This is a genomic window from Limnoglobus roseus (genome assembly GCF_008254045.1).
Classification (GTDB): domain Bacteria; phylum Planctomycetota; class Planctomycetia; order Gemmatales; family Gemmataceae; genus Limnoglobus; species Limnoglobus roseus.
This window is the reverse complement of the sequence record NZ_CP042425.1, coordinates 4,094,846-4,111,980: the sequence shown is the minus strand read 5'-3', so window position 1 is coordinate 4,111,980 and position 17,135 is coordinate 4,094,846. Positions and strand designations below refer to the sequence as shown.

The window sequence follows — 17,135 nt, the reverse complement described above, 5'->3', positions numbered from 1 at the left end:
TAGGCCGGCTGCGGTTATCGAAACTACCCGACGATCTCCTTCACGACTTCGCCGTGAACGTCGGTCAGGCGGTAGTAGCGACCCTGGAACTTGTACGTCAGCTTCGTGTGGTCGATGCCGAGTTGCTGCAAGATCGTCGCCTGCACGTCGTGAACGTGCACCGGCCGCTCGGCCACGTTGTAGCCGTAGTCGTCGGTCGCGCCGAGTGACATCCCCGGCTTGATGCCGCCTCCAGCGAACCACATCGTGAAGCACCGCGGGTGGTGGTCCCGGCCGTAGTCGGTGGCGGTCAACTTCCCCTGACTGTAGTTCGTCCGGCCGAACTCGCCGCCCCAGACGACGAGCGTGTCCTTCAGCATCCCCGTCCGCTTCAGGTCTTGCACGAGGCCGTAGCACGCTCGGTCGATGTCCTTCGCCTGCCGCCGGATGCCGCCGGGCAGCCCGCCGTGGTGGTCCCAGCCGGGGTGGTAGAGCTGGATGAACCGCACGTTCCGCTCGGCCAGTCGGCGGGCCAGCAGGCAGTTCGCCGCGAACGTGCCGGGCTTCTTCGCGTCCTCGCCGTACAGGTCGAACACGTCCTTCGGCTCCTTGCCGAAGTCCATCACGTCCGGCACGCTCGTCTGCATCCGGTACGCCATCTCGTATTGGGCCGTTCGGGCGGCGATCTCCGGATCGCCTTCAACCTCACCGGCAATCGCGTGCAGTTCCGCGAGGCGGTCGAGCACCTTCCGCCGGCTCTCGGTGCTCACGCCGTCGGGGTTTTGCAGGTATAGCACCGGGTCCTTGCCGCTGCGGAACTGCACGCCCTGGTGAACGCTCGGCAGGAAGCCGTTGCCCCACAGCCGGGCGTAGAGTCCTTGTTCTGTTTTGTCCTTCGAGACAAGCACGACGAACGCCGGCAGGTTCTCGTTAGCGCTGCCGAGGCCGTAGCTCAGCCACGAGCCGAAGCTCGGCCGGCCGGCGATCTGGTGGCCGGTCTGAAAGAACGTGATGGCCGGGTCGTGGTTAATGGCCTCGGTGTAGCACGACTTCACGAAGCACAGATCGTCGGCCATCTTCGCCACGTTCGGCAGCAGGTCGCTGATCGTCGCGCCGCTGTTGCCGTGCTTCGCGAACTTGAAGATCGACCCGGCGAGCGGCAACGACGCCTGGTTGCCGGACATGCCGGTGAGCCGCTGACCCTTCCGCACGCTGTCGGGCAGGTCGGTGCCGTTCTTCTCGTTGAGCAGCGGCTTGTGGTCGAACAAATCGAGTTGGCTCGGCCCGCCGGCCATGAACAGGTAGATAATCCGCTTCGCCTTCGGCACGAAGTGCGGCTTGTCGAGCACGCCCTGGAGCGCGGCCCCGCGGCTCTCGTTGGCGAGCAGCGTGCCAAGGGCGAGGCCGCCGAGGCCGAGGGCCGACTGCCGCAGGAACAGGCGGCGATTCGCGGCAGGGAGGATGATGTTTGTCATCGGCGGTTCACGGCCTCGTCGTGGTTCAGAATCGTCAGCGCCAACTGCGTCGCGGCGGCGAGTTCCATTTTGTTCGTCTTCGCATCGGCCTTCCCCTCGCCGACGCTCAGCAGGTTCTCAGCCGCCTTCGCGTCCCTCGCAAACTCGGCCTGCTGCTCTTCGTACAGTTTCACCAGCACGGTCAGTTCCTTCTCGCTCGCCGATCGGCCGGTCACGGTGCGAAATGCCCACGCGACTTGCTCCGTCGGCGTCGGTCCGCCGTCCTTCAACATCCGTTGGCCGAGGAACCGCGCCGCCTCCACGAACTGCGGGTCGTTGAGCAGCGCCAGGGCTTGCAACGGTGTGCTCGTCGTCTGCCGGCGGGCGCTGCAATTGCTGCGGTCGGCGGCGTCGAACGTCGTCATCTGCGGGTGCGGGGCGGTCCGCTTCCAGACCGTGTACAGGCTGCGGCGGTACAAATCGCCGCCCTTCGACTGCGGGTAGTGCGGCCGCCCCATCGCCTCGTTCCAGAGGCCCTCCGGCTGATAAGGGTACACGCTCGGCCCTCCTTGCTTTTCGTTCAGCAGACCGCTCACGAAGAGAGCCTGATCGCGGAGCATCTCGGCGCTCAGTCGGCGGGCCGGGAAGCGGGCGAGCAGATGGTTGTACGGGTCGCGTTGCAGCAGTTCTGGCGTCGCCTTCGACGACTGTCGGTAGGTCGCGGAAAGGGCCATCTGCTTGAGCGTTCGCTTCACGTCCCAATCGGTGCTGAAGTCGCGAGCGAGCCAGTCGAGCAGTTCCGGGTGCGTCGGCGGGACGCCGGTGGTGCCGAAGTTGTCGCTCGTTTCGACGAGGCCAGTGCCGAACATTTGTTGCCAGAGGCGGTTGACCGTCACGCGGGCGAACAGCGGGTGGTCGGGTTGTGTCAACCACGTCGCCAAACCGAAGCGGTTCCGCGGCAGGTCTGCCGCGAACGGCGGCAGCGTCTTCGGTGTGTCGGTCGCTACGGGGTCGCCCGGCGCGTCGTAGGCCCCACGTTTCAGCAAGCGGGCCGGCTTCGGCGCCGGCATCTCCTGCATGACCATCGCTTCGGGAATCGCGTTCACGAACTTCGCGTGAGCGAGTCGGGCCTCCCGCAGTGCGGCCTTTGCCCTCATCGTCGGCTCGTCCGCGGTCGAGGCGAAGAACTCTTCCCACGCGGCCTCGCCGTCGTTCGCGTTCGTTCCGGCGGCGCGTCCGACCTCCAAGGGCGTGAGGGCTCGGTTGAAGATCCGCAGGTCATCGACGGCCCCGCCCTTAAAGCCGTTGTCGCGGAAGCGATAGCCAACTTGCAGGCTCGGCTCGCCACCCTCGTAAGTAATGTCCCGGCGAAGCCCATCGCGGACCACGTCGCACGCGGCGAGTTGGCCGTTCACATAGACGTGCAGGCCGTCGGCCCGGCTGGAGCCGTCGTAGCAGACGGTCACGTGCGTCCACTCGTTCACGCGGATCGCCGTTGACGTCGCCACCTTCAGGGAGTTGCCCGGCCACATGTGGTGCAGGCCGAACGCGACCTTGCCGTTTTCCAACAGCAGCTCGTAACCCCGGCTGCCGGCGTCGATGGGGGCGCGACTGTGGTGGAGTACAACGGCCCGCGGTTCGTGCTTGCTCGACTTCAGCCAGAGGGAGATCGAGAACGGATCGCTCCGCGAGAAGTGGCCGACGCCGGGGATGTCGAAGCCGCTCTCGCCGCTCAATTCAACCGCTTGCCCGACCTTGCCGGCGACGAGCTTCGGCCCCTCGTGGCCGTTCGCCGTCTGTTTCGCGTCGATCGCGTTCGGTGACTTATTCCCGCTGAGTTCGTCGAACGGAAAGTGCGCCACCAACCCTGACGGCGTAATCTCTTTCGGCCGCGGCCACGCCGCGAAGGCATCGTGGGCTTTCTCGCGGGCGGTCTTCACCTCGGCCTCCTTCGCTCGCACGATCTTCCGCAGTTCCGCGATCTTCCGATCCTGCTCGTCGGTCGTCAGCGGCAGCGCGGGCACCGGCATCGACGACGTGAAGTAGCTCGTCTGGCCGCTCTCGTCGATGTTCTGGAAGAACGCGAACAGTTGGTAGAAATCCTTCTGCGCCAGTGGATCGTACTTGTGATCGTGGCACCGGCAGCACTCCAGCGTCTGGGCCAAGAAGGCGGTGCCGAAGGTCGTCACGCGGTCCACGACGTAGGCGACGCGGAACTCTTCCTCGACGATGCCGCCCTCTTCGTTCTGCATGTGCAGGCGGTTGAACGCGGTTGCGAGCCGCTGGTCCTTCGTGGCGTTCGGCCGCAGATCGCCGGCGAGTTGGTCGATTGTGAACTGGTCGAACTTCTGGTTCGCGTTGAACGCCTTGATGACCCAGTCGCGGTACGCCCACATGTTGCGGAAGCGGTCGGACTGATAGCCGTGCGTGTCGGCGTACCGGGCGACATCGAGCCAGTCGGACGCCATGCGTTCCCCGTACCGTGGCGAGGCGAGCAGGCGGTCCACCACCGTCTCATAGGCGCTCGGCGAGGTGTCTTTTTCGAACGCATCCAGTTCCGCGACGCTCGGCGGCAGGCCGGTCAGGTCGAGCGATACGCGGCGCAACCACGCGGCCTTCGTCGCCGACGGCGACGGGGAAAGCCCTTCTTTCTCCAACCGCGACAGGATGAAGTTGTCGATCGATCTTTGAACTTTGAACTTTGAACTTTGAACTTCCGGCACCACGACCGCCCGCGGTAGCGGCACATACGCCCAGTGCTGCCCCCACGTGGCCCCTTCATCCACCCACTTCTTCAGCGTCTCGATCTGCCTCGGCGTCAGCGTGCGGTTCGAGTCCGGCGGCGGCATCTGCTCGTCGGCGTCCTTACTGACGATGCGGCTGATGACCTCGCTCTCGGCACTCTTGCCGGGCACGATCATCGTACGGTCCTTCTTCTTGCGGAACGCCCCATCTTTCGTGTCGAGTCGCAGTCCGGCCTTGCGGGCGGCCTCGTCGGGGCCGTGGCAGAAAAAGCACTTCTCCGACAGGATCGGCAGCACGTCGCGGGCGAAATCGACCTCGGCGGCCGCCCCGGCGGTCGGAAGCAGGAGCCAACCCAGCACGACAAGCGGGAGGAATCGCGGCATGGTCCGTCTCGTATCGACAGGCTTGCATCGGGGTCGAAAGTTCGACCGGTGGTGAGAAATTTCATTGTAGCGGGAGAAGGCCCGCCGCGAATTCCAGAAACCCCAGGCTCGAACGGTCGGTAGTTCTTCCCAGGGGGGCGATTTGCGTGGCATGGTACCGTGTTGAACTGTTCCCCGAAAGGGCCGAGGAGGTCGCCCGTCATGCCCGTGATGGAGCCGAAAGCCGAGAGCAAGATCCCGCCGGAGTTGGCGGACCACCCCCGCTACCGCGTCCAGAGCCAACTCGGGGCCGGCGGCATGGGCGTCGTTTACAAGGCCGAACACGTCCTGATGGGCCGCACGGTGGCCGTGAAGGTCATGGCCCAGCGGTACACGGCCAACGCCGTCGCCGTGGAACGATTCCGCCGCGAGGTGCGGGCGGCGGCGAAACTCGCCCACCCGAACATCGTCACCGCTTACGACGCCGACGAGGCCGACGGCCGGCACTTCCTGGTGATGGAGTTCGTCGACGGCGTCAGCCTCGACCGCGTCGTGAACCGCCGCGGGCCACTGCCGGTGACAACAGCCTGTCACGTCGTGCGGATGGCGGCGCTCGGCCTCCAGCACGCCCACTCGAAGGGGATGGTCCACCGCGACATCAAGCCGCAGAACGTGATGGTGAACCGCACGTCGCAGGTGAAGGTTCTCGACTTCGGCCTCGCCCGGCTGGCGTCCGACGGCGAATTGCCGGCCGGCGGGGAGCCCGGCGGATCACACAACCCGGCCGTCACCAACGCGAACACCATCGTCGGCACGCCCGATTACATCTCGCCGGAGCAAGCGAAGGCCGCCGCCGTCGACCACCGCTCGGACCTGTACAGCCTCGGTTGCCTGTTCTACTTTGCGCTGACCGGCCGCCCGCCGTTCGCAGACGCGACGACCGCGATCGCGAAGGTCACGGCCCACGTGATCGATCAACCGCCGCCCGTCACCGCCTACCGAAACGACATCCCACCGGAGTTGGCGGCCGTCCTCGCGAAGTTGCTGGCGAAGAACCCGGCTGAGCGGTACTCGTCCGCGGCGAAAGTTGCGGCCGCCCTAATCCCTTTCACGAAGGCGTCCCAACCGACGCCGTCGCTGACGATCACTCCGGTCCCGCGGATCGAAGCTTTCCCGGTCGCGGACTTCGGGTTTGCGGATGATCCGGCGGCCGAGACGCTAGTCGCCACGCCGCCGCCGACGAAGAAGTTGCGGACCGACCGCCGGCACCGCGGGTGGCACTTCTCGCTCGGGTTCTCGGCCTTGATAGCCGGCACGCTGATACTGCTGTTACTTCTGATCTCGGCACTGAACTCGGACAAACGTGATGCCCAGCCAACCGCGAACACGCCGGGCGGCAATCCAGTCCAAGGCAAAGTTGCCGCGGCGGGGGCGGGTCCGGCGGCCCGGGTCGCTCCGGTCGTCACAGCCCGCGTGCTGTTCGTCCTGCCGAAGCGCGGCCTCTACCTCGACGACTACGAACCCGTGCGGGCACGCCTGACCGAACTCGGTGCGAAGGTGACGACCGCCGCCCGACAGCGTGGCCCGTGCGAAATCAGCGGCGGCAATGCGCGACCGCCGGTGACTGCGGAACTCTCACTCGCGGACGTGAAGCCCGACGACTACGACGCGATTCTCTTCCCCGGTTACGACGTGGGCGACTTCATCCGACCGGGCGAAGTGCACACGCAACTTGAGCGCATCGTCCGGCCGATGGCCGAGGCGAAAAAGGTGATCGGCGGCATCTGCGTCGGGCAGCGGGTGTTGTTGCGATTCCAACTTTTGCGGCAACGACAGGCGGCCCAGCCGGAGTACGAAGTGCACCACTTCCTCGACAAGTCGAACGGCGTCAACTGGATGCCGTGGAAGCGCGTCGTGACCGACGGGAACATCGTGACGGCAAGTTCGGCGAACGACGCCCGCGACTTTGCGGAGGCCGTCCACGCGGCGGTCGTGGTCCGCGAGGGGAAGTAAACTTGATTCTTGCGTCGAAAGGCAAAGGCGACCGGACTACCGCCCTCCGCCCACGAACGGGTTGCTTCGTTTCTCGCGGCCGATCGTCGTGACGGGGCCGTGACCGGGGTACACGACGGTGTCGTCCGGCAGCGGCCAGAGTTTCGCATGGATGCCTTCCTCCAGAACTTCGAAGCTGCCGCCGGGGAAGTCGGTACGACCGACGCTGCCGCGGAAGAGGACGTCGCCGCCGAGAACGAGCGTCGGCGTCAGGTCACGCAAGATGTACACGACGTGGCCCGGCGAGTGGCCTGGAATTTCGCGCACGTCCATCGCCAGGCCGACGAGTTCCAGCACGTCGCCGTCTTTCACTGTGCGATCAGCCGGCGGACTGGTCAGCGGCATCCCGTAGAAAGCGCTCCGGTTCAGCTTCGGGTCGCCCAGGAAAGTGGCCTCGCCGTGGCCGATAATAATGGGCGCGTCGGGGAAGGCTTCCTTCATCGCCGTGTTCCCAGCGATGTGGTCGAGGTGGGCGTGCGTGTTGACGATGGCGGCCAGTCGCAGGTTTTTTGCCGCGAGTTGTTCGAGGATCAACTCGGGCTCGAAGCCGGGGTCGATGACGAACGCTTCGCGACCGCCGTCCGGCCAGACGAGGTACGAATTCTCCGAGAACGGTTGCGATTCGATCGTTTCGATTTGCACGCGCACAGCCGATTCCTCACGTGGGAAGGGGTTGTTGTATTCCGCGACCGCCGGGCCAATACTCGGCCAACTCGGGGAACTGCTGATTGACCTCCCCGCGTGTCGCCCCGATAATAACGTCCCTCTCGCCCACGCAAGGGAATTGCCCGTGACCAGTCCGACGCCTCAGAAGCTCAAGATTTTCAGCGGCCGTGCCAACCGGCCGTTGGCCGAGCGGATCGTGCGCGAACTCGCGACCATGCTCCGGGTCGATATGAGCATGGGCCGGTTGATCGTGGACGACTTTCCTGACGGCGAGACGAACGTCCGGATCGACGAGGATGTCCGCGGCCGCGACGTGTTCATCGTGCAGCCGACGTGCCAGCCGGTGAACCAGAATCTCCTGGAACTGCTCGTTATTCTCGATGCGTTCAAGCGGGCCAGCCCCGCCCGCATCACAGTCGTGCTGCCGTACTACGCCTACGCCCGGCAGGACCGCAAGGACAAGGGCCGCGTACCGATCACGGCGAAGCTGGTGGCCGATCTGCTCACGACCGCCGGGGCCAACCGGGTTCTGTGCCTTGACCTCCATACCGCGCAGATTCAGGGGTTCTTCAACATCCCGGTGGACCACCTGTACGCTTCGCGGGAGATCATCGCGTACATCCGCACGCTGGGCATTCCGCCGGAAGAGTTGGTCGTGCTATCATCCGATGAAGGGGCGATCAAGAAGGCCCTGAAGTACCAGAAGGGCCTCGGCAGCAAGAGCATCGCCGTCGTGGACAAGCGGCGGTCGAGCGCGACGACCACCGAACAGGCCCACATCATCGGGGCGTCCGTCGAAGGGAAGACGGTGTTCATCTTCGACGACATGATCTCGACGGCCGGCACGATCGTCGGGGCGGCTCAGGCGGCCAAGCACAACGGCGCGAAGCGGGTGTTCGTCGCCAGCACCCACGGCGTCCTGTGCGGCAAGGCGGTGGACAAGTTGCGGACCGCCGGCATTGAAAAAGTGATCGTGACGGACACGATCCCGATCTCCGAAGAGAAGCAGAAGGCCCTCCCCAACCTGGAAATCATCTCCGTCGGCAAGTTGCTGGCGGAGGCGGTCTACCGCATCCACGAGAACTACTCGCTCACCGACCTGTTCAACGACGACCGGTGACGCCAAAACCTGCCGCGGATTCATGGCCACGATTACGGTAACTTGCCCGACGTGCGACAGCCGCCTCGAACTCGACGCCGTCCACCGCGGCCAAGAGGTTGAGTGCGGGAGTTGCCATCAGGTCTTCATCGCCAAAGTGGCCCGCCCCGAGCGCGACGACGGCGACGAGGAATGGGATCGTGACCGTGACCGCGACAAGGATCGCGGCCGGCGACGGAGTTCCTCCCGCCGCCGGTCCCGGCGCTACGAGGACGAAGACGACGACTTTGACGACGATTACTACGAACGCCGCCGCCGGGAAGCCGGCGAGGGCACCGGCCTCGGCGACGCCTCCCTCGTCCTCGGCGTAATCGGCATCTTCGGGCTATGTTGCCCCGTGATCGGCGTGCCGCTCACGATTGTCGGCGTGGTCCTCGGCGCTATGGGCCTGCGGTCCAACCGCAACGGCACGGCCATTGCCGGCCTGATCCTGAACATCCTCTTCCTGCTCGGTGCTCTTGTTGTCCTCGCCATGATGGGATTACGTTGACCTCTCCCGGAGACCTCCTCATGCGAATCTGCCTGGCCATCACGTTCGCGGCCGCCGTCGGCTGCTCGTCCTCGTCTTCCCCGTCCAAACCCATCGTGCCGTCCGCGGCGAGTTCGGCGGTGGGCAAAGAGTCCGAAACCCTCGACCGCGAGAAGATGCGCCTCGCCGACGCCGGCCCGTACCAGGCCGCCCTGACCGCCCGCCTCGCGAAAACCGGGCACGAACTCGACGTGTACCTGGAAACCACCGACAAGGACCCGAAGCCGATGGCGCTCGCGCAGACGGCCTTCCTCGCCCGCGCCACGCGGGCCGGCGACCCGACCGAGTACCCGCTGACGTTCGACCCGGCCCCGGCAGAGGAACGGCCGAAGGACGAATCGGCCGGGCTGTGCTCCCACTTCGTGGCGAAGGCCGCGTGGATGAAGCCGGACGACGTGCTGACGATCAAGTGCGAAGTCGAAGTGCGTGGCAAGCGGCAGGCGGTCGTCTGGACGGAGTTCGTGCCGCGGAAGTACGCCCTCGCCGACGACGCCCCGGCCGAACCGCCGGCCCCGTGAGTGGGTCAACGCCCTCCGAATCCACGGGCCGTGAGGACGGTGCGGAGGACGGCGTGGACGCGGGCCGCGTAATCTTCCTCCGTGTGCCGCCCGCGGGCGGCCTGCCAGCCCGCTTCGCCGTGCCGCACCGCCAACGCAGGTTCCACGCAGTACTGCTCCATGCACGCGGCCAGAGCCGCCTCCCCACCGCGGTACAGTAACCCCGTCCGGCCGTCTTCGATCAACTCACTCGTGCCGCCGGCGTCGTACCCGATGACCGGCCGTGCGGCGGACATTGCCTCGACCGTTACCCGCCCCATCGCCTCGTTCCGGGAACACATCAGGGCGGCGTCGGCCGCGAGAAACGCCCGCTCCGGGTCGGGGACGTACCCCCAAAACTCGACGCGGTCCGTCAGCCCGAGTTCCGCGACGAGCGCCCGGCACCCCTCGTAATAGCCCTGGTCCCCCGTGTTCCCGGCCCCGCCGACGAGTAGGAGGCGGGTCTCTGCGAACGCGGCCGGCAGCGCCGCGAGCGCCCGGATGGCGACGGCCTGCCCCTTGCTCTCGCGGAACCGGCCGACCAACACGAACGTGAACGGCTGTCGCCGTTCCCGGATCGCGTCGGCCGCCCGCTTGCGGTCGTCAAACACTTTCGCCGGGGCGATGCCGTTGTAGATGACGTGGGAATGCGGCAGCACGGCTTTGCCGAGGAACGCCCGCTGAAGGGCGAGCGAGACGAAGATCGTCGCGTCGGCCGTGCGGAATGCGAGGCGGGAGAGGCGGGTGCCGAAGTCCGGCCACAGGTCGTAATCGCGCCGGCCGAACTCCCGCAGGTGCCAGACGTGCGGGAGTTCGAGTTCCGCCGCCGCCATCGCGCCGATCGAGAACACCGACGAGTTCGAGTAGACGAGATCAGTTTCCCATGCGGAAATCTGCCGAACGATTGGCCGCAACCGGCGGACGTTCCTCGCGAGGCGCGTCGCGGTGCCGGCCGCGGTGCGGTGCGTCGAGACCCACCACTCGAACGGGATCACGGCCCACGGCACGCCCCGGCGGTCGAGGGCCGACAGCAGGTCACCCCGGTCCGGGCAAAGCACCCGGGCCTGAACGCCGTAGGGAACCAAGCCCTCGATCAAGTTCAGGAGCGACAGGTTCGCGCCGTACAGTTCCGTGTAGTGGGTGATGAACGTCACCCGGGTGGGCAGCCCGCTGGTTGGGGCGATCGGATCGGACACCTTACACACCTCCCCGGTTCAGGGTGACTGTCTCTCAATTGCAGGGATTCTTCGTTAGACAAGCAAGGGGGATTCCGTTCTGATAGACGGAACGGCGTGTCCGACCGCGTGATTGATCGCTGAAACCTGCCCGCGTCGGGGCGGGTATCCGAGGAACGGCGGCTGACACGCCCAAACCGTTCTGACGTCCCCGTTGAAACCCCGCCCCCCGTAAGGCGTTCCCCATGAAACCCCGCCCTTGCCGCCCCTCGCTGGTGTGGTTCCTGGCCGTCGTGACCGGCCCGTTGGCCTATTCGCCGCTGCCTGCGGCCGACCGCGAAGACCCGTACCGGACGCGGCAGGTGCAGATCACGATTCCGCCGGACGAGTACGCCGCCATGCAACCCCGGCAGGCGCGAGGCATGGGTTTCGGTCCCCCGATGCCAATGCCGGCTCAGACCCCGGCCCCCGATCGCGAGGTTCACCGGAACACGTTTGGGATGGACCTGCCGTGGGCGAAGGGCACGGTGACGGTGGACGGCGAGACGTTCGCCGACGTGGGCGTCCGGTACAAGGGGAACGGGACCATCGGCGACGCCTCGCGGACCGCCAAGAAGTCGTTCAAGATCGATCTCGACCGGCAGGGCGGCTCCGGCCGATTCCAGGGGTCGAAGACAATCAACCTCCACTGCGGCGTGGCCGACCCGTCCAAATACCGCGAGGCGTTCGGGTACGGCATCTACCGGGCGGCCGGCGTACCCGCCCCGCGGACGACCTTCGCCGAAGTGCGGCTGACGGTGCCGGGCAAGTGGGACCGCGAGTACCTCGGCCTCTACACGATCACCGAGGAGATCGACAAGCCGTTCCTCCGCCGCACCTTCGGCACCGACAAGGGCCTGCTGATGAAGCCCGAAGGCGTGCGGGGTCTCGACGACTGGGGCGACGACTGGAATCGGTACAAGAAGCCCTACGCCCCGAAGCGCGACGCGACCGCCGAGGAGGCGAAGCGAGTCATGGCGTTCGCCCGGTTGGTGCAGAAGGCCGACGACGCGGCGTTCAACACCGAAATCGCGTCGTACCTGGACGTGGACGGCTACCTCCGCTACCTCGCGACGACATCGTTCGTCGCCAACCCCGACAGCTTCTTCACCCTTGGGCACAACTTCTGTGTATACCTCCACCCCGACACGAAGCGGTTCCATTTCTTCCCGTGGGACCTGGACCGGGCGTTCGCGAACCTGCCGGTCATCGGCACGGCCGAACAGCAGATGGACCTGAGCCTCGTTCACCCCTACGGCGGCACGCACCGGCTGACCGAGCGCGTCCTCGCCCTGCCAGGAATGACGGAGAAGTACCGGACCCTGGTGAAGGAGCTTACGGCAACGGCGTTCTCGGCCGACCGTCTGCTGAAGGAACTGGCCGCGTCCGAGACGGCCTTCCAGGACATCCTTTTGCGGGACACCGAGGCGGCACGACTGCGACGGGAGACGCCGCCGTCCGGCTTCCCGTTCGGCAAGCCGCCGACCCTCAAGACCTTCGTGGAGAAGCGCACGGCGTCGGTGGCGGCACAACTCGCGGGCAAATCCAAGGGGCACCTCCCGACGGGCGGGTTCGGCCCGGGCGAGTTCAAGATGGGCGACGCGCTCGGCGGCCCGCTGATGGCGTCCTTCGACGCCGACAAGGACGGCAAGATGTCTCGCGACGAGTGGCTGGCCGTCGCCAAGCGGCTGTTTACGGCCGCGGACACGACGGCGGCCGGACGGATCGATCAGAAGGGCATCGCGGCCGGGTTGAAGGAGATGCTGCCGAAGATGCCGGACAAAGGGCCGCCGCCGCCCGGATTCGGGATGGAAGCGTTCCTCGCCGGGCCGGTGTTCACCCGGGCAGACGAAGACAAGGACGGCAAGATCACGGCCGCCGAGATCGAGTCGGCGGCCGGCAAGTTATTCGACGAGTTCGACAAGAAGAAGGACGGGAAACTCGACAACCCCGCCTTCGCGGCCATGCTGACCACACTGTTCCCGCCGCCGAAGCCGCCCGCCCCGCCAGCCCCGCCGAAAAAAGGGCCGTAACGTCCCCGACGGTTTCGGTCAATTGACGCCCTTCACCCGCGGACTACCACTCCCCGTCCGAGGCCGTCGCGATTTCGTCGACCCGTCGCCGTCCATGTCTCCGACCGACAGGCACATGCCGCCGCGATAGTCCGTGACAAAGGCCGCCGGGGGTGCGATCACGAACTCAGCTGGCGGGCGAAACACTGTTCATCGGCGGCGGGCTGAAGTAAATCAATCCCCGTCTGGTGGACGAGTTGTGGAACGGACCACGATCGACTTCCACGGAGGCCGAGTCGAGTTCGGCCGACCGTGACGAAACGGGAAGTGACGCGGCCCTTCGGCCCGACGGTGCGCTCGGAAGGCGACCAATGGCGATCGAACTCCGCTGCCCGCGGGGGCACCCGTGGGAATTCGACGACGGAGACACGCGCGACGCGAAGGGCAACTTCGTGTGCCCGGTCTGCGGAATCGAGTGGACGCTCACCGCCACGGTCGTTCAATCCCCGGACGACATTCGGGCAATTCAAGCAGAACTTTCACCGCCGCCGCCCGTCAATGCGAGCCAACCGATCCCCGGCTTCGAGATTCAAGGCGTCCTCGGCAGCGGCGGGATGGGCACGGTCTACAAGGCCCGGCACGTCAAGATGGACCGGGTCGTCGCGTTGAAGGTTCCTCACGCGGACCGCATGGACCTGGCCAGTCGGCTCCGTGTTCAAGCCGAAGCCCGCGCGGCCGCCCACCTTCAGCACCCCGGCATCGTTCAAGTGTTCGAGGTCGGTGAAACTGACGGGCGGCCGTACCTGGTCCTCGAATTCTGCCCCGGCGGCAGTCTCGCCCGGCGGTTAACCGGTACACCGCTTGCGCCCCGCGTGGCGGCCGAAGTGGTGGCCGCCGTCGCCGTCGCCGTCGGCCACGCCCACCGCGCGGGGGTGATCCACCGCGACCTGAAGCCGGACAACATCCTGTTGGGAGCGGAGCCGCAAACCGCTGAGCGGAAGGGGCGTGATTCCACGATTATCGCCACGACCCTCTACCCCATGCTGAAGGTGGCCGACTTCGGACTGGCCCGCCGAACGGAGGATCAGAGTCAGACGCAGACCGGCACGGTCATGGGCACGCCGTGCTACATGGCCCCGGAGCAGGCCCGCGGCGACGTACGCCACGTCGGCCCACCGGCGGACGTGTACGCCTTGGGGGCGGTCCTGTACGAACTGCTCACCGGCCGCCCGCCGTTCAAGGGGACGACCCCGATGGACACGCTCGACCAAGTCTGCACCCGCGATCCGATCCCGCCGAGCCGCCTTCAACCGACGGTGCCGCGTGACCTGGAAACGGTCGCCCTCGCCTGTCTGCGGAAGGGGTCGGAGAAGCGGTACCCGACCGCCGTGGAACTGGCCGACGACCTCAAACGGTTTCTGACCGGTCGCCCCGTTCTGGCCCGGCCCGTCGGTTGGCCGGAGCGGTTGGTGAAGCGGGCACGCCGCAACCCCGTACTGTCGGCCCTGCTCCTCCTTCTGGTGCTCGCAATCGCGGCCGGGGTCGGGGTCGCCGGTTGGAAACAAGTGCGATTGATCGCCGAGCGGGACCGCGCCCGGTCCCACTTCCAGATGTCGATGCGGGCGATCGACGAGTTGCTGACCGAAGTCGCGGAACAAGACCTCGCCGCCGAGCCGCGGGCCGAGCAAACGCGGCGGGCGTTGCTCGAAAAGGCGATGCGGTTCTACCAGGAACTCTTGTCCGTGGAGGCCGGCGACCCGAGTGTCGCCTGGGAGGCCGCACGAGCGGCGCGGCGGACGGGCGACATCTACCGATTGCTCGGCCGCTATCCGGACGCCCGGACGGCTTACGATCAGGCGGCCGCCCGGTTCGAGAAACTTCGCCTGGCCGGCCGCGACGACGCCGAGTTCTGGCGGGAGGTGGCCCTCGTCCACAACTGGCGGGGCGAAGTGTGCCGGCTCACCGAGCAACTCGACGCGGCCGAGGCGGAGTACACCACGGCGGCAGAGATCCAGAGTCGGTTACGGGTCGCCTCACCAGACGCCCCCGCGCCCGCCCTCGACCTGGCCCAGAGTTTCTACAACCGCGGCATCGTCGCGGGGCAGAAGGGCCGGTACGCCGACGCCGAGGCCCATTTCCGACGGGCGGCTGATGCCCTCTTCCCCCCGGACCGCGCGCCGCCGGAGCAACGGCAGCACACCGCCCGGATCGCGATTAACCTCTCGGACGTACTCCGCAAGGCGGGCCGACCCGCGGACGCCGCCGCCGCGGCGCTCTCGGCCGTCGGCAACCTCGACGCTCTGATCGCGGCTCACCCTTCGCGGCCGGACTACCGGCACGAGCGGGCGGCCGCGGAGATTAACCTGGCCATTGCGCGGTCGGCCGCCGGCGAACGGGATGCCGCCATAGCGGCCGCGGCTGACGCCCGCCGGCGGTTGGAAGAGTTGGTTCGCGAGTTCCCCTCCACGCCCCTGTACCGCGTTGACCTCGCCCGCGTTTGCACCACGATGGCCGAACTGGAATACGCCCGGAACCGGAAGGTCGCCGAAACGCACACCCGCGCGGCGATCGGCCACTGGGAGGCCGTGCTGGCGATCCGGCCGAACGTGCCGTCCGATCACGGCGAACTCGGCATCGCCCTCGGCAACCTCGGTCGCCTCTCGGCAGCCCGGCCCGCCGAGGCCCGAGAGCACCTGACGCGGGGAATCCCCGAAGTGCTGACCGCGCTCCGGGCGAACCCGGACGACGCGGACTTCCGCCAGTCGCTTCGCCAGCAGGCCCGCGACCTGGCAGACCTCCTCGTGCGAGCCGGGGACGATGTGGCCGTAGCTCAAGAAGCGGAACGCATCCGGGACGGCCTACCAGCCCATCACTTCGGTGCGTGGCGGGCGGTCTGCTTCCTCGCAAGGGCAGCGGCCACGGCCGGGAAGATTCCGGCACCTCTCGAAGAAACGGCCCGCCGGGCAGACGCCTTTGCCAAGCAAGCCATTGCCATCGTCAGGAAGGGGAACGCCACCCTCCTCGCCGGCCTCCTCGACGATCCCGATTGCGACCCGATCCGCAAGCTGCCGGCGTTCCGCGAAGCCCTCCGCCGGCCTGACAAGTAAACCATAACGTCAAGATAAACTCTGCCGGTCGTGCGATCTATCTGAGCAGTCGCATTCTGCCAACCTTCCGAATCATTCCCGATTAGCGTCACAACTCTCCGATGAGGCTTGGAATGGAGGCGCTGAGCCGCAGACCTCGGGCATTCAAGGAGAGAGCCGATGTGGAAAATTGTGTGCACGGGGGCCATCGGCTTGCTGCTGCTGACAGAACCACTGGCCGCACAGGCGCCGCCCGCGGCTCCGCCCCCGCCCACAACACCACCCCCGCCCGCCGCGGAAGACGAGGGGCTGACGGTTCGTGGTAGTAGTGTCGGGTACATCGATACCGCGGCGGTCGGGAACCAACTGTTCTTCCGCTCCGACTTCGGGTACGGGTTCCCCTTCCCCAACCGGGCCGAATTTTTCTACCCCCGAAACCAGCCGACCGGCCGCGGGTTACCATTGGCCGAGCGGTCGATCGACTTTCAAGACCTCATGGTCCACGTCGAAGGGGCGCTTGGTCAACGAGTGTCGGCGTTCGTCGAAGCCGGGTCACGATTCTTAAACCCAGAGGTGAACGCAAACGCTGCCGGGTGGAGCGACACGGTCATCGGCCTCAAGTACGCTCTGCTCGCAACACCGGATAAATTGGCGACGTTCCAGCTCCGCACCTACGTTCCGACTGGCAGTGCGAACCGCGGGTTGGGCACCGGGCACGTCAGCCTCGAACCCGGCCTTCTCGGCTTCGCCAACCTGACCAATCGCCTGGGGCTAGCCGGCGAGTTCCGGTGCTGGGTGCCGATTGACGGGTCGGCCTTCGCCGGAACCGTTCTCCGTTACGGCCTCGGCACCCGATCCACGCTCTGGGAAAGCGGCAACCGGCGCGTGTCACCGACTCTGGAAGTCATCGGCTGGACCGTCCTAGCCGGGCAGGAATCGCAACTCGGCGTGGACGACACCGTCCTCCAGCAAGCCGCGGCCGGCGTGACGGTAGTGAACTTGAAGGTCGGAGCACGGATCGACCTGAGCGACCGCTTCGGCCTATACGCAGGCTACGGGCGGGCAATTACCGGTCAACAGTGGTACAAGGACGTGCTTCGGCTGGAAGCCCGCTGGCTTTATTGATCGAGAACCCACCGTGGGGCCACAGCCTGCACAAGTCTTGCACGGTATTCACATCCAAAAGTGCAATACTCCATTTGTGGCGCCATCGATTCTCGAAGGGAACCAGCATTAAGAAGGTGGCTGCCCGCAGGATAATTATGACTCTGCAGAGATAAGCGATGTATTCACGAAACGTGTGGAACTACCTGGTCGGGTCAACATACTGGCCCGCTCGTT

11 protein-coding genes are annotated in these 17,135 nt (G+C 66.5%); 7 read left to right on the top strand and 4 right to left on the bottom strand.

The features are described from left to right. Positions 1–23: 23 nt before the first annotated feature. Together PX52LOC_RS17050 and PX52LOC_RS17045 are read right to left on the bottom strand one after the other, a co-directional pair. On the bottom strand, positions 24–1,454 hold the full coding sequence (locus tag PX52LOC_RS17050; RefSeq protein ID WP_149111234.1) for a DUF1501 domain-containing protein: 1,431 nt from the start codon (positions 1,452–1,454) through the stop codon (positions 24–26). Next, a complete protein-coding gene (locus tag PX52LOC_RS17045) occupies positions 1,451–4,561 on the bottom strand; it encodes a DUF1553 domain-containing protein (protein WP_149111233.1) in 3,111 nt (1,036 codons plus the stop codon). The genes PX52LOC_RS17050 and PX52LOC_RS17045 overlap by 4 nt, the downstream gene beginning before the upstream one ends. Before the next feature lie 201 nt (positions 4,562–4,762). Between PX52LOC_RS17045 and PX52LOC_RS17040 the strand changes: the two genes are divergently transcribed. Further along, on the top strand, positions 4,763–6,553 hold the full coding sequence (locus PX52LOC_RS17040) for a protein kinase domain-containing protein (protein ID WP_149111232.1): 1,791 nt from the start codon (positions 4,763–4,765) through the stop codon (positions 6,551–6,553). A gap of 36 nt (positions 6,554–6,589) precedes the next feature. On the opposite strand, the gene PX52LOC_RS17035 is transcribed toward PX52LOC_RS17040, so the two are convergent. Next, the gene (locus PX52LOC_RS17035) at positions 6,590–7,240 is read right to left on the bottom strand and encodes an MBL fold metallo-hydrolase (RefSeq protein WP_149111231.1); all 651 of its coding nucleotides are present in this window, start codon (positions 7,238–7,240) and stop codon (positions 6,590–6,592) included. 142 nt (positions 7,241–7,382) lie between these two features. Between PX52LOC_RS17035 and PX52LOC_RS17030 the strand changes: the two genes are divergently transcribed. Genes PX52LOC_RS17030 through PX52LOC_RS17020 form a run of 3 tightly spaced genes read left to right on the top strand, consistent with a single transcriptional unit; the run spans position 7,383 to position 9,464 of the window. Continuing rightward, entirely contained in the window at positions 7,383–8,378 is a 996-nt protein-coding gene (locus PX52LOC_RS17030) for a ribose-phosphate diphosphokinase (protein WP_246173747.1), read from the top strand. Between the two features lie 22 nt (positions 8,379–8,400). Beyond that, a complete protein-coding gene (locus tag PX52LOC_RS41975) occupies positions 8,401–8,907 on the top strand; it encodes a DUF4190 domain-containing protein (protein WP_218575381.1) in 507 nt (168 codons plus the stop codon). Positions 8,908–8,927: 20 nt separating this feature from the next. Next, entirely contained in the window at positions 8,928–9,464 is a 537-nt protein-coding gene (locus PX52LOC_RS17020) for a hypothetical protein (protein ID WP_149111229.1), read from the top strand. 5 nt (positions 9,465–9,469) lie between these two features. On the opposite strand, the gene PX52LOC_RS17015 is transcribed toward PX52LOC_RS17020, so the two are convergent. After that, positions 9,470–10,678 carry a glycosyltransferase family 4 protein gene (locus PX52LOC_RS17015; RefSeq protein WP_168219049.1) on the bottom strand — a complete coding sequence of 403 codons (1,209 nt, stop codon included), beginning with the start codon at positions 10,676–10,678 and terminating at the stop codon, positions 9,470–9,472. Between the two features lie 224 nt (positions 10,679–10,902). Between PX52LOC_RS17015 and PX52LOC_RS17010 the strand changes: the two genes are divergently transcribed. From PX52LOC_RS17010 to PX52LOC_RS17000, 3 genes are all read left to right on the top strand, one after another. Then, positions 10,903–12,729: a CotH kinase family protein gene (locus tag PX52LOC_RS17010; RefSeq protein WP_149111227.1), complete on the top strand. Its 1,827-nt coding sequence runs from the start codon at positions 10,903–10,905 to the stop codon at positions 12,727–12,729. 350 nt (positions 12,730–13,079) lie between these two features. Further along, entirely contained in the window at positions 13,080–15,815 is a 2,736-nt protein-coding gene (locus tag PX52LOC_RS17005) for a serine/threonine-protein kinase (RefSeq protein WP_149111226.1), read from the top strand. A gap of 159 nt (positions 15,816–15,974) precedes the next feature. Then, positions 15,975–16,919 (top strand): hypothetical protein, encoded by a 945-nt coding sequence (locus PX52LOC_RS17000; RefSeq protein WP_149111225.1) that lies wholly within the window; start codon positions 15,975–15,977, stop codon positions 16,917–16,919. Positions 16,920–17,135 lie beyond the last annotated feature (216 nt).

Coding starts and splice junctions, on each gene's coding strand:
- PX52LOC_RS17045 (WP_149111233.1), bottom strand. CDS start 4,561: ATGCCGCGATTCCTCCCGCTTGTCGTGCTGGGTTGGCTCCTGCTTCCG.
- PX52LOC_RS17020 (WP_149111229.1), top strand. CDS start 8,928: ATGCGAATCTGCCTGGCCATCACGTTCGCGGCCGCCGTCGGCTGCTCG.
- PX52LOC_RS17010 (WP_149111227.1), top strand. CDS start 10,903: ATGAAACCCCGCCCTTGCCGCCCCTCGCTGGTGTGGTTCCTGGCCGTC.
- PX52LOC_RS17000 (WP_149111225.1), top strand. CDS start 15,975: ATGTGGAAAATTGTGTGCACGGGGGCCATCGGCTTGCTGCTGCTGACA.
- PX52LOC_RS17050 (WP_149111234.1), bottom strand. CDS start 1,454: ATGACAAACATCATCCTCCCTGCCGCGAATCGCCGCCTGTTCCTGCGG.
- PX52LOC_RS41975 (WP_218575381.1), top strand. CDS start 8,401: ATGGCCACGATTACGGTAACTTGCCCGACGTGCGACAGCCGCCTCGAA.
- PX52LOC_RS17040 (WP_149111232.1), top strand. CDS start 4,763: ATGCCCGTGATGGAGCCGAAAGCCGAGAGCAAGATCCCGCCGGAGTTG.
- PX52LOC_RS17005 (WP_149111226.1), top strand. CDS start 13,080: ATGGCGATCGAACTCCGCTGCCCGCGGGGGCACCCGTGGGAATTCGAC.